The 12,814-nt window shown below is 58.3% G+C and carries 7 protein-coding genes; all 7 read left to right on the top strand.

Annotation, left to right across the window (positions count from 1 at the left end; genetic code table 11):
• The first annotated feature begins 96 nt into the window (after positions 1-96).
• The 7 genes from C8J40_RS11260 (at position 97) to C8J40_RS11230 (ending at position 12,774) form a co-directional block, all read left to right on the top strand.
• Entirely contained in the window at positions 97-1,653 is a 1,557-nt protein-coding gene (locus C8J40_RS11260; protein WP_132897118.1) for an aldehyde dehydrogenase (NADP(+)), read from the top strand.
• A 57-nt stretch (positions 1,654-1,710) separates the two neighbouring features.
• A complete protein-coding gene (araD1, locus tag C8J40_RS11255; protein WP_132897117.1) occupies positions 1,711-2,706 on the top strand; it encodes an AraD1 family protein in 996 nt (331 codons plus the stop codon).
• A gap of 2 nt (positions 2,707-2,708) precedes the next feature.
• Positions 2,709-3,635: a Gfo/Idh/MocA family oxidoreductase gene (locus C8J40_RS11250; RefSeq protein WP_132897116.1), complete on the top strand. Its 927-nt coding sequence runs from the start codon at positions 2,709-2,711 to the stop codon at positions 3,633-3,635.
• Positions 3,636-4,360: 725 nt separating this feature from the next.
• The gene (locus tag C8J40_RS11245; protein WP_165911426.1) at positions 4,361-6,730 is read left to right on the top strand and encodes a TonB-dependent receptor; all 2,370 of its coding nucleotides are present in this window, start codon (positions 4,361-4,363) and stop codon (positions 6,728-6,730) included.
• Positions 6,731-7,107: 377 nt separating this feature from the next.
• Positions 7,108-8,565: a TolC family protein gene (locus tag C8J40_RS11240; RefSeq protein WP_132897114.1), complete on the top strand. Its 1,458-nt coding sequence runs from the start codon at positions 7,108-7,110 to the stop codon at positions 8,563-8,565.
• Complete coding sequence (locus C8J40_RS11235) at positions 8,562-9,665, top strand: efflux RND transporter periplasmic adaptor subunit (protein ID WP_132897113.1); 1,104 nt, start codon at positions 8,562-8,564, stop codon at positions 9,663-9,665. The genes C8J40_RS11240 and C8J40_RS11235 overlap by 4 nt, the downstream gene beginning before the upstream one ends.
• Before the next feature lies 1 nt (position 9,666).
• Entirely contained in the window at positions 9,667-12,774 is a 3,108-nt protein-coding gene (locus C8J40_RS11230) for an efflux RND transporter permease subunit (protein ID WP_132897112.1), read from the top strand.
• The last annotated feature ends 40 nt before the right edge of the window (positions 12,775-12,814 follow it).

Genomic DNA, 12,814 nt, shown 5'->3' with positions numbered 1-12,814 from the left:
AGGCAGAGGCGTAACGGTCGTTCCTCAATTGAAGAACTACCAAGATTGCCAAACTTTGCCCAAATATATGTGTCTGAGTAATAGGAAGCAAATGTCATGACTGACGCAGAAAATTACGATCAGTTTTCGGGTGTTTCTGGGTTTCGATCCATAGATGCTGGCACCGGTAAGCCAAGCGGCGAAGTCTTCCCTGTACATAGCGTTGCCGACGTTGAGGCGACATGTGCTTCAGCCGAAGCCGCATTCGACGCTTATCGGGCGATTAACAACGACGCACGTGCTTCATTTCTTGAGGCCATTGGGGACGCGATCGTCGCGATCGGCGACGAGTTGATCGTCACCGCAATGCGCGAGAGCGGCCTACCGCGCGCGCGGCTAGAAGGCGAGCGCAGCCGCACAGTCGGTCAGTTGAAGCTGTTCGCCGATGTCGTGCGCCGTGGCGGATGGATGGGCGTGCGGATCGATCCTGCGCAGCCGGACCGGGCGCCGCTACCGCGTCCCGATCTGCGCTTACGAATGGTCCCGCTCGGCCCGGTCGCGGTGTTCGGCGCGAGCAACTTCCCGCTCGCCTTCTCGACCGCCGGTGGAGACACTGCATCGGCGTTAGCGGCAGGGTGCCCTGTCGTGGTGAAGGGCCACCCGGCGCATCCGGCGACGGGGGCGCTAGTGGCCAATGCTATCCTGACTGCGGCAAGGGTTTCGGGTATGCCGGACGGTGTGTTCGGGCATTTGGTCGGTCCTGACAACGCGCTTGGTGCGGCGCTTGTCGAGGATACGCGCATTGCGGCGGTTGGGTTCACCGGATCTCGGAGGGGTGGTCTTGCGCTAATTAAGCTGGCGCAGGCCCGCAAAGTGCCGATTCCCGTCTATGCCGAGATGTCGAGCATCAATCCCGTGCTGCTGCTGCCGGAGGCGCTGAAGGCGCGCGCCGACGCATTGGGCACGGCATTCGTTGCCTCGCTGACCATGGGGGCGGGCCAGTTTTGCACCAACCCGGGTCTCGTATTAGCAATTGAAGGCGAGGGGCTTAACGCGTTTGTTGCGTCCGCCGCGAAGGCAATGACGGATGCCGATGCATCGACAATGCTTACCGGTGGCATTCACGCTGCGTATGAAGGGGGCGTCGCCTCGCTATCTTCCCACGACGCAGTAAATACCATTGCGCGGGGAAAGGTCGGCGAAGGCATCGCGCAGGGGCAAGCGGCATTGTTCGAAACTAGTGCGGCGCAGTTTTTAAATGACCCGGCGCTGGGTGATGAGGTGTTCGGCGCCTCCTCGCTGCTTGTGCGCTGCCGCAACGAGTCGGAACTTCGCACCGTGCTCGTCGCCGCTGAGGGGCAACTGACCGCGACGATACACATGGATGGAGGCGACACTGATCTCGCCGCGCGATTGATCCCAACGCTAGAGCGCAAAGCTGGACGCATCCTTGCCAATGGCTGGCCAACCGGTGTCGAAGTGGCGCATGCGATGGTGCATGGTGGCCCATTCCCCGCAACGTCAGACGGACGCACGACTTCGGTCGGCAGCTTGGCGATCAACCGTTTCCTGAGACCGGTATCCTACCAGAATATAAGCGAAGCGTTGTTGCCAGCGGTAATCCGGGACGACACTGATGCCCCGCGGCTAATCGACGGCGTCTTCACCGTTTAACAAAAGACAATTGATGACGACCCGTACTAGCGGCGTCGGCACTAAGGAGTAAGACCCATGACTTTGCGCCTCCTGCAGCATCGTGCGCCTGACGGTACGCGATCGGTAATCGCTGCGACCGCCAATGCAGCTAATATCGTGGCGGGTGTAGACAGCGTCCGTGCGCTGGCCTCCCAAGCGATCGCTAGCGGCAGCGATCTGGCGGCCGCCATTGCAGCCTGTGGCCTGGGTGCTGCGATTGATATTACCGCCGAACTTGCGGCGGGCCGGATCCTGTCGCCGATCGATCATGGCGACGACGCGCATCTGATTATGACGGGTACTGGCCTGACGCATCTTGGCTCGGCCGAAGGGCGGGACAAGATGCACCGTGCAGCAGCGGATGCTGCCGAGAAGCAGACCGATTCAATGCGCATGTTCCTCGAAGGCGTCGAGGGCGGCAAGCCCGGCCCCGGCGAGGTGGGGCAGCAGCCGGAATGGTTCTACAAGGGTGACGGGTCAGGCCTCGTCGCACCGGGCGCGCCTCTGACAATGCCTGAATTTGCCAAGGACGGCGGTGAGGAACCCGAGCTTGCAGGCATATATTTGATTAGCCCCGACGGCACACCGTTCCGGATCGGGTTATGCCTCGCCAACGAATTCAGCGATCACGTGACCGAGCGGCACAACTACCTGTGGCTCGCGCATTCGAAACTCCGCCAGGCATCGATCGGCCCCGAACTCTTGGTCGGCACCCCGCCCGACCATATCGAGGGCGTAAGCCGCATTATCCGAAACGGCGCAACGCTCTGGGAGAAGCCCTTCCTGTCCGGCGAAGCGAACATGTCGCACACGCTAGCCAATCTCGAAGCTCATCATTTCAAATACGACGTCTTCCGTCGTCCCGGAGACGTGCACGTGCATTTCTTCGGGACAGCGACGTTGTCGTTCGCTGATGGCGTGACCACGCAGGAGGGTGACGTGTTCGAGATCGAAGGAGCGCCCTTCACATTGCCGCTTCGCAATCGGCTCGAGAAGGCGGCTGCCACGAGCGTTGCCGTGCGGATACTGTGACGATGACCGTTATCAGGGTCGGCGTCGTCGGGCTGGGTAAGATCGCACGCGACCAACATCTGCCGGCCATCCAGAGTGATCCGGTGTTCGAGCTCGCGGCGACGGTCAGCCCCGACGATCACGGCGTGACAGGTATCACGCATCACCAGACCTTGAGCGCGCTGCTGGCCAGCGGGCCTGAGGTCGATGCAATCGCGCTCTGTACGCCGCCCCAGGTGCGTTTCGACCTCGCGGTCGCAGCGCTGGAACGTGGTCTGCATGTCTTCCTGGAGAAGCCGCCGGGCGCCACGCTTACCGAAGTCGCCCTGCTAGAGCAGGCAGCGGCCGAGAATGGTGCGACGTTGTTCGCCGGGTGGCATTCGCGCTTCGCGGCGGGCGTTGCACCAGCTAAAGTTTGGCTGGCGGACAAGCGGATCGAGCGGGTTTCGATCGTATGGCGCGAGGATGTGCGCGTTTGGCATCCAGGGCAGGCGTGGATCTGGGAGCCGGGCGGGCTCGGCGTGTTCGATCCCGGCATCAACGCACTGTCAATAGCTACAGAGATCCTGCCGAACGCGTTCTTCCTTTCGGCGGCCACGCTTTGGACCCCTGCCAACCGGAAAGCGCCGATCGCTGCCGAACTAAGCTTTCGGGACACGACGGGTGCTCCGATCACGATGGACCTCGATTGGCGGCAGACTGGTCCGCAAAGTTGGGACATCGCTATCGAAACCACCGCGGGTACGTTGAGCCTCTCCAAGGGCGGTGCCGTGCTGACGCTCCCAACAGGCGAACTGTATGCCGAGGACAGGGAATATTCAGGTCTCTATGCCCGGTTCGCAGCGCTGATCGACGGACGGGTTAGCGAGGTGGACGTGCGGCCGCTGCAGCTCGTTGCGGATGCTTATTTGCGCGGACGTCGCCAGACTGTCGAGGCTTTCGAAGATTGAGCAGATGCACGACCCAGCCCTACCGATTTTGGGTGCCGCCCCGCCCCTCCAAAAAAAAAGCATGACTAAATCGCCGACCATAATCCATACCATATCCACCAATAAAGATGACGTCGCACGTCGAGAAACGATCACGAACCTGCCGGGCCCGAGAGTTACTACAAACGATCCAATGTTCTAGATATCCCGCCAGCTGCTATATTAGCCCTTTTGTGTTAACCATACGCGCGATTTAGGACGCAGCCTCACTCGAAAAGTTAACGTCAGTCTGTGTCCGCTTTTACGGCTACCTGTCGTAAGAGAGAGAGATTCTACGAGTATCGATGATGGCCGATGCCGGGGGACACCGAAATCGCTTCTCAGAGGGCAAAATGGAAGAAGTTGCTCCGACTCTTACGGCTTCAAAAGCGGAGAGCAGATCGCCACCGAAATGACTCATTGACGAAATTACTCAACCTGACATATCTAAAAGAACGCCGACGTTCGATTGGTGGACTGAAAATAACGTCACGTGTCTGGAGGGGGAAATAATGAAGCGTTTGGTGAATACCTTGCTTTGCGGTGCGGCCACATTCGTTGGCTCACAGGCGGCTCAAGCTCGACAGATTGCGCCCCCTCCCAGTAGCGTTTCGCAACCTCCCTCTTCGGCCTCAACGTCGAATACGATACTCGCAGTGCCAAATGACGTAACCCAATCAGACACGACAGGTGTCACCTCTGCCAGCGTGGCCGACATTGTCGTTACGGCGCGTCGTCAGAACGAAAGCCTGCAGAATGTGCCGTCGACGGTTCAAGCGATTAGCGGAGAGTCGCTCAAAAAGCTGAACTTCACTCAGTTTCAAGACATCGCAGCCGTCGTTCCTGGCCTGACGTTAAACAATGGCAGCTACGCTAGCGGCGGTGCACCCGCACCGTCGATCAGAGGCGTAAGTTACGACGCGGTATCGTCACCATCGCCGACAGTTGATATTTATTTTAACGAAATTCCAACTAACGCTAGTCTGGTTTTCCAGGCGCTTTACGACGTTGGAGGAATCGAAGTGTTACGCGGCCCGCAGGGTACTTCACGTGGTCGAACGGCGCCTTCTGGGGCTATTCTGATTTCTAGCCGCAAACCAGATCTTGCCGATACTGGGGGTTATATTAGCATGCTCGGCACTCAGAAAGGGTCAATTAACGGACAGGCCGCCGTGAACGTGCCGCTTATTGCAGATCGACTGGCTATCCGGCTCTCCGGTGTCGTAGACCAGGGGCAAGGCAACTTCGTGAAGAGTGCCAACGGTGGCGTTTCCCCCTTCAGAAACACCGAGAGTGCCCGCGCAAGCTTGGCGGTTGCACCTTTCGACGGGTTCGACGCTAATATTGTATATCAGTATACGAACACACGGAGCCGCCAATATCTTCAAGTTGCAGGAGATGGGGCCGTGGGAGGCTTAGTCGCGACCGCCCCGAAGGGTTATAACGGACCCGTGATCCGGGGCGGTGATCGATTGAGCGCGAGCGAGGTTCCTTTCTTTAACAATCAGCGCTCACATCAGATTACGGGCGCGGCCAATTTATCAATTCTTGGACATAGGCTGTCTTACGTCGGGGGCTACGTAAAAACAAACACTCTGGCACGTAACACCCTCGACGCTGATAATTCTTATAAGGGGGATTATTTCCAGGTTTTGCCCGGCAAGGGCGAAAGTCAATCTCACGAGATACGGCTGGCATCCGATAATAAAGATTCCATACTCAGTTATGCTGCTGGTTATTTTCACTCGTTCAGCAAAAATAATCTAAATGGAACGACAATTGGCTCATATCTGCCAGGTGCCTTCGGATCACCGGATAGCATTCCGAATCCTCAACTCTATAATCAAACATACACCCTCGGTGTTGGGATCGAGAACCGTGGGAGGTATACGGAAGACTCGTTTTATGGGACCGCCACCCTTAAACTGGGATCAACCACAGAGCTAACGGGTGGTATCCGCTACATTATTTCTAAGCAAAACGCGATTACTAACGTCGTTGTGACGTCTGGCACGTTAGCAGCCGCGGTGCCTGTGCCCTGCGCGCTAGCCGGTCTCGCATCGGCACCATATCCCGGCTACTGTAACATCGAGCTTAATCTAAATGCTCCGGCTGGCGGTGGAATAAGTGACGAACGGGATACTCCGATCGTATACAGCGCATCGCTGTCACATCGTTTCAACGATGCGATCCTAGCCTATGCGACGGTTGGAAGCTCATGGCGCCGCGGTGGAAATAACTTTTTTGCACGAAATGGTGAGAACGCGCCCTCGCTGAACGCGTTAACATTTCTACAGAATGAAACTTCTACTTCTTACGAAGCCGGACTAAAGACGAACTTCTTTGACCGGCGGTTACGATTGAATGTAGCTGGCTTTTATCAGAAATTCAAAAATCTAAACTTCACTACTCAGTCGATACCGTACTTATCCGTTGATGCCGCTGCGGTCTCCGTAGGTTCGGCGGCGTACAATGTAGCGGCCGATGCGACGGTGAGGGGCTTCGATGCGGACGCTAGCTTTGCAATCACGCCATTATGGAGCCTTGGTGTCACCGCGAGCTACGCCGACGGCAAGGTAGACAACGATCTCGTCCCCTGCCGGGATGGTAATCTCGATGGCAAACCTGATACCGGAACGCCGACGATCGCCCAGTTTCGTGCAGCGAATCTTTATATTTCGCAGTGCGTAACAAACCAGTCAGTGTCGCGGGATCCTATTTGGAGTGCTACAGCGCAGTCCGAGGTCCGGTATCCTGTCGGCTCGTCGGAGCTCTACCTACGTGGATTGGCCGCGTACAATCCAGCCAACCCCCGTCGAAGCATTGGCTATCGTGTGCCAGCCTATACCCTCATTAACCTCTACGCCGGGCTGCGGGATGAGACATCAAGATGGGACGTTGGGGTGTTCGCCCGTAACCTTTTTAACAAGGGTGTTCTTCTCAGTCGGGAGCCCGCAAGTATTGGTGTGGGTGGTCAGAACGCAACGACGTTTGGAGACAGCGGTTACAACGAAGCTAGTTACACGCCGCCATTCGAGGCGGGCCTTAGTGTGCGGTTTGCGTTCGGAAGCAGGTAGACCGGCAGTGGACTCGAGCTGACCATGCAATTGCGGATCGATAACTTGTACCGCGAATAGTCCGAAGGCTTTTCTAACGATCTAGCTCGGTCCCCGACGTAATTGTTACCAGTCACGTCGGGGCAGCTAGCTGGTATGCGGACTAGAACCCGAAATGGCGAACTGATGCTCAAGGTAACTCCCTTTCGATGCCGGGCGGAAGCGGATTAAAATCGTCATTATGCCCGGCGCTGCCGGAATGGCTGCCGGGTGGTCGGCGACACTCAGGCGCGGCAGTTTCCGCTTCCGTTGGGCCCGGATCATGCAGGGGTTTCTCTACAAAACCGAGCAATAAGAAACTTCTTTAAACCGAACGACATCGTTCTATAAGGTTGGGAATGGAGAGTTGGAAACTGAGCGGCGCGCTGAGCTCGCTGGCGTTAGTCGCCTCGCTATCGTCGTGCGTATCGGCTGATTACCGGCGACCTGAGCTTGCGGTGCCGACAGCATTTACGCCCTATCCAGCCGTAGGTAGCAATGCAGCGCTTGAACAGTGGTGGGTCTTGTTTGGAGACGAACAACTCAACAGCCTTATTACCGAAGCTTTGGTCAATGCCCCTACCGCGAAAACTGCCGCTGCTGTGCTCGATGAGGCAAGGGCTGTGCGGGACGCGGCTTCGACTCAGTATCAGCCGCAGGGTGGTTTGAGCCTTGGCGCGGATGCCCGAAATACGAGCGTATCGCGGACGGCAGATACGACCCAGGGTGTATTCACGGGCGCGTTCTCACCGTCATGGGAACTCGGTCTATTCGGTCGGAGCGCCGCTCTACGGAGGTCGCTTGACGGTGACATCGATGCAGCGCGATTTGCCTATGAAGGCACTCGTCAGAGCTTGACGAGCAACGTCGCTGCATCGTTGTTCGAGGCGAGAGGCGTGGCTCTTCGGCTGGTGCAGGCGCGCCAGACACTTCGATTATCGGCCGAACTCGCTCGCGTTGGCGAACGACGTGTATCGGTCGGGATCGGTTCCCGCGCCGACGCGGCCAGCCTTCAGGCCGACGAAGCGAGCGCAGTGGCGGCGGTACAGTCGTTTGAGGTCCAGCTTGAGGTAGCACGCAGAACTTTACTCGTCCTGCTTGGCAGAGGTACGCAAGCGTTGGAGGCTTTGCCAATCGCCCCGAACTTGGGTCGACCACCTCCTGTGCCTCCCGCGACACCGGCTACCTTGCTTGTCCGGCGGCCAGATATCCGACAGGCAGAGGCACAATTGCGGTCCGCCGCTGGTAACCTCAAGTTAGATGCCCTTGCCTTATTGCCCTCGGTCAACCTCTCGGCTGCTTTGGGATTGGTACCAATCATCGGAGCTGGTGGATACACGACACGAACTTCGTCGTTTGGCCCAGCTATTGGGATTCCTCTATTCGATCGTCGGCGTTTGCTTGCACAAGTTCGAGGTCAACGGGCCCGTACCGAGCAAGCTGTAATAGCCTATGAAAATACTGTGCAGACAGCGTTTGGCGAGGCGCAGAATACGCTGGCTCAGTACGCCGCGGATCAGCGGCAGTTGGTATCAGTCGAGCAAGCGGAAGAACGTGCCCGTTTTGCTTTTGGAGCCCAACGGGCTGGATACCGCGCTGGTGTCGTCGACCTGACCACGCTGCTTCAGGCCGAGAGGATTTGGCGTGCCAACCTGTCCACCCTGTCGGATTTACGAGCAACAGCCCTGATAGATGCTGTAAATGTCTTTCGCGCACTTGGGGGTGGATGGCGGGCTAGCACGATAGTGGCGAACGAAGCGGTTCCGAAAAATGTGAACTCGGACGATTCGTCAGCTTTGAGGACAATACCGCAATGAAAAGACGGTCATCAATATTTCATTGCTCTTTGATAATAGCAACGCTGACGAGCGGTTGCTCGTCATCAGAAGTTTCTACCCGACAGCCAGACGAAACGCGCGCGGTCGACTATGTACGCATTGTCTCCCGTCCTTTGGGAAATGGCTTGACCGTTTCTGGACGATTAGTTTCTCGAGAAGAGGCGGCAGTTGCCAGCCAACTCTCGGGCTTCCAGGTCAGGCAGGTGTTGGTAGATCAGGGCGATCTCGTTAAACGCGGTCAACCCATGGCAACGCTCGACGATACGTTGCTCAGGGCGGATATCGCTCAGCAGCGTGCTAATCTCGTGCAGGCCCAGGTCGCTTCCGAACGCGCGGGCCAGGAAGCAGAGCGTGTCGCCTCACTCGACAAGACTGGCGTCTTGTCCGACGAAGCGATTGCCGAACGGCGTCTCGCTGCACGCACTGCGGGGGCCCAGCTTGGATCTGCGCGGGCCCAGTTAACAGCTCAGACGGTCCGCCAATCGCTTATGGTTGTCCGTGCACCGATGAACGGGCGTGTCCTTACTCGAACGGTCCGTCCAGGCGATGTGGCCTCGCCCAGCGCAATTATGTTTACCATTGCCGCGGGCCAAGTTGTAGAACTTGACGCCGAGATACCAGAGCAGCGGCTGGGCCTTGTCCACGTGGGGCAGGGTGCGCGTGTCACCTTGCCGTCAGGCGCCGTCGTGGAGGGTCGGGTGCGTTTAGTATCGGCCCAAGTTGATGCCGATACGCGACTGGGGCGTGCTCGCGTGACCTTGCCCGTACGCTCGGACCTTCGTCCAGGTGGTTTTGCGGAAGTGACATTCCTTGGGGACGGGGCGCCGGTTTTAGTGCTTCCGGATGCAGCAATTACGTACAGTGCCGACGGGACATTCGTCACTACGATTGGCGCTGAAAATCGGGTGAAACAAGTGTCCGTCAAGGTCGGTCGCCGTGCGAGCGGCATGGCCGAGATTGTTTCCGGCCCGCCCGCTGGCACGCGTGTGCTTACTGGATCGCAGGATTTTGTACTGCCTGGCGACAAAGTTCAGCCGGTTCCGATGCGTCCTACGCCCGCCCAATCAGAGGCTAAGTAGGATGCGCATTTCAGCATGGGCGATCCGCAATCCAATCCCAGTTGTCGTGCTGGTTGTCGGGCTGACCCTTGCGGGTATCGTTTCGTACCTCATGCTCCCAGTAAAGCAGCTGCCCAACGTCGAGTTTCCGATCGTTATCGTCACAGTGACGCAGAACGGTGCGGCACCGACTGAGGTGGAGGAGCAGATCACTCGTCCGATCGAGAACAGCCTAAGTGGCATCTCGGGCCTGCGGCATGTGCAGTCGGACGTCTCGCTTGGTGCCTCAACGACAAGTGCCACGTTCGAGATCGGCACCGACATGCAGAAAGCGGTGGATGACGTACGCACGGCTGTCGAGCAGACGCGAAGCATCCTTCCGCAAGGCATCGATCCGCCCAGCACACGTCGCCTTGATATCGCCAGTGCGCCAATCATAACCTATGCAGTCAGCGCTCCCCGACTGACTGCAGTCCAGTTGTCATGGTATGTGGATGACACCGTCTCACGCGCAGTGCAGGCCGCGCCCGGTGTGGCGCAGGTCAGCCGCATCGGCGGCGTAGATCGCGAAATTAACGTACTGCTCGATGCCAATCGGATGAACGCCTACGGTGTCACCGCAAGCGCAGTCAACGCCGCACTGGCTGCGTTCAATCGAGACGACAGTGGCGGTCGCGCGGATCTTGGCGCGCGTGAGCAGACGATCCGCGTTCTAGGCTCAGCGCAGACGGTTGCTGCGTTGGGGGACCTGAACATCCCGGTCAGTGCGAGCCGCTACATACGCTTGTCGGACATCGCCACGGTGGCAGACGGCCGCGGGGAACAACGCGGTTTCGCACGTTTGAACGGCAGGCCCGCGGTCGCGTTCCAGGTCAGTAAAACCACGAACGCCAGCGACGTAACCGTCGAGCGAGCGGTGGACGCCGCAGTGGCCCAACTTAATGCCCGCGGTAATGGCGTCCGAATCGACAAGATAGTGTCGACGGTCACCGAGACGCGTGAAAGCTACAAGGCGACGACGCATGTCCTCGTTGAGGGAATGGTCCTGGCGGCGTTGGTAGTCTTCCTCTTTCTTCGGAACTGGCGCGCAACTCTCATTGCAGCGTTGGCGATGCCCTTGTCGCTAATCCCAACTTTCACCGCCATGCAGATGTTTGGGTTCAGCCTGAATACCATCACGCTGCTGGGTCTCACGCTGGTTATCGGCATCCTTGTCGATGACGCGATCGTCGAGATCGAAAACATCGAAAAACGGATTGAAGCTGGCGCTACGCCCTACCGAGCGGCGCTCATCGGTGCGGATGCTATCGGGCTCGCGGTGATCGCAACCACGGCAACGATCGTTGTGGTTTTTACGCCAGTATCGTTCATGGGTGGACAGATTGGTCCGTTCTTCCGCGAGTTCGGCTTAACGGTAGCGATGGCGGTTATCTTTTCGCTCGTTATAGCTCGCTTGGTCACGCCCCTACTAGCGGCCTACTTTCTCAAACCTCTGGCACATAGAGAGTCTGAGCCCTCACGCTCGGGGCGGTACTCGCGCACGCTCGACTGGTGTCTGGCTCATCCCTGGTTCTCCGTCGCTGGGGGCGGTGCAGCGCTCGTCGCGGCGATCCTAGTGGCGGCCAACATTCCAATCGGGTTCCAGCCCACCGGGGATCCCGGCACCCTGTATCTGCAGATGCAAGGAACCGCGGGCGCGGCACGCGAGGACATGGAACGGGCCGTACGCCAGGTAACACGCGATCTCCTTACCAGGCGCGACGTTGCTACAGTGTTTGCGCAAGTCGGATCTACTGGTGGGGGCGGTTTGGGAGGTGGTGGGGGATCAACGGTCGGATCCGGGACTATCACAGTGGTTCTGCGCCATGATCGTGAATTAACCACCGATGAGTTCCAGCGTTCACTTGGATCAATGCTGCGAGCGGTGCCGAATGTCCGCATTTCGAACCAAGGCGCGTTCGGTGCAGCCGGTTTCGAGGTTGTGCTTGCCGGTGACGACGCTCGGGCACTTGAGCAGGCACAACTAATGCTACTAAAGCAGATGCGCGGTGCCACGACTGTGTCAGACCCTCGTCTGTCGCCGCCCCCGTCGGCACCAGAACTCATTATTAAACCCGACCCGCAGGCCGCCGCTCGTCTAAACGTCTCGACGCAATCTATCGCGAGTGCAGTACGCGTGGCGACAATCGGCGACATCGATGCCAACGTTGCCAAATACTCTGCCGGGCGCCAGCGGCTGCCAATCCGCGTCCGCATCGACGACGCGTCGCGCGCAGATCTCATGAGCATCGGCAATCTTCGGGTTGCGACGTTGCAAGGCAAGACAACCCCTCTCACTTCGGTGGCGCGCCTGTCGGTCCAAGAGGGCCCTAGCCAAATCGTTCGCTACGACCGCGAACGACGCGTGTCGGTTCAGGCTGATCTCGCCGGCGCTACCCTCGGTCAGGCCCGTGCGGAGATCGAGGCGCTACCGATCATGCGTAAATTGCCACCTGGTGTCCACGAAGCGCGTACGGGAGATTCAGAAGCTTTAGGTGATTTGATGGTGAGTATTGTCGTGGCAATGGGATCAGGCATTCTGATGATCTATTTCGTCATGGTTCTGCTGTTTCGAAGCTTTTTCAAACCAATTACGATTCTTTCAGCGCTGCCGTTGACGTTCCTCGGAGCGTTTATGGCCCTTAAAATCAGTGGCCTACCGATCACTCTGCCGGTTTTGATCGGAATGTTAATGTTGCTCGGGCTTGCTGCCAAGAACTCGATCCTGATTGTCGAGTTCGCGATTGAGGACGAACGTGCAGGGCAAGGGCGGCGGGAGGCAATACTAAACGCCTGCCGTGAGCGTGCGCGGCCGATCGTTATGACAACGGTCGCTATGGCAGCTGGCATGCTGCCAACGGCAATCGGCATTGGCGAAGGGTCTTCCTTCCGTCAGCCGATGGCCATAGCAGTCATTGGAGGCCTCGCGAGCTCGACTCTGCTGTCGCTGCTCCTTGTGCCGGTTGTCTACGAATTGGTTGATGGGTTCGAGGCATGGCTGCGGCCAAGGCTCGGCCGATTGATAACGCCGCGCACGGCCCAAGACGACGCACCAATTGAGGAAGACGAGGCGCGGCTTGTTCGAACTTGAGGTGAATCGCAGGCGACTGCTTGAAGGACGGTGCCACGCC

Origin of the sequence: Sphingomonas sp. PP-CC-3A-396 (genome assembly GCF_004343105.1) — a bacterium.
GTDB lineage: Bacteria > Pseudomonadota > Alphaproteobacteria > Sphingomonadales > Sphingomonadaceae > Sphingomonas.
This window is presented reverse-complemented; position numbering and strand designations above follow the sequence as displayed.

Excerpts from the sequence above, each read along its gene's own strand:
- C8J40_RS11260 (WP_132897118.1), top strand. The coding sequence starts at position 97 with ATGACTGACGCAGAAAATTACGATCAGTTTTCGGGTGTTTCTGGGTTT.
- araD1 (WP_132897117.1), top strand. The coding sequence starts at position 1,711 with ATGACTTTGCGCCTCCTGCAGCATCGTGCGCCTGACGGTACGCGATCG.
- C8J40_RS11250 (WP_132897116.1), top strand. The coding sequence starts at position 2,709 with ATGACCGTTATCAGGGTCGGCGTCGTCGGGCTGGGTAAGATCGCACGC.
- C8J40_RS11240 (WP_132897114.1), top strand. The coding sequence starts at position 7,108 with ATGGAGAGTTGGAAACTGAGCGGCGCGCTGAGCTCGCTGGCGTTAGTC.
- C8J40_RS11235 (WP_132897113.1), top strand. The coding sequence starts at position 8,562 with ATGAAAAGACGGTCATCAATATTTCATTGCTCTTTGATAATAGCAACG.
- C8J40_RS11230 (WP_132897112.1), top strand. The coding sequence starts at position 9,667 with ATGCGCATTTCAGCATGGGCGATCCGCAATCCAATCCCAGTTGTCGTG.